The organism is Halomonas sp. SIMBA_159, from assembly GCF_046536035.1.
GTDB classification, from domain to species: Bacteria; Pseudomonadota; Gammaproteobacteria; order Pseudomonadales; family Halomonadaceae; genus Vreelandella; species Vreelandella venusta_A.
Genome location: NZ_JAWJBT010000780.1, coordinates 1 through 265 on the forward strand (window position 1 = coordinate 1; position 265 = coordinate 265).

Consider the following 265-nt stretch of genomic DNA (forward strand, 5'->3'; position numbering starts at 1 on the left):
GGCTTAGAAATTTTCATGGGACGCGATCGCGCTTTGTAATTTTGGGGTCACTTCCTCCACAGCCATACTCCCTAACTCACCCGAAGCGCGAGTTCTGATACTTAGGCTATTTCCTTCCCCTTCTTTCGCTCCTACAACTGCCATTACAGGGACTTTTTGCTTCTCCGCATTGCGGATCAACTTTCCTAAGCGTTCTCCACTGAGATCCGCTCTTGCCCGAATTCCGGCTTGCTGCATTTGGGTTGCCACTTGTTGCACAAACTCA

The 265-nt window shown here is 49.8% G+C and carries 1 protein-coding gene; it reads right to left on the bottom strand.

Annotated features, from left to right (window positions below; all coding sequences use genetic code 11):
• Positions 1-3: 3 nt before the first annotated feature.
• The coding region (locus R0J87_RS21335) for a His/Gly/Thr/Pro-type tRNA ligase C-terminal domain-containing protein (protein WP_498888796.1) at positions 4-265 on the bottom strand (262 nt) is incomplete at its 5' end.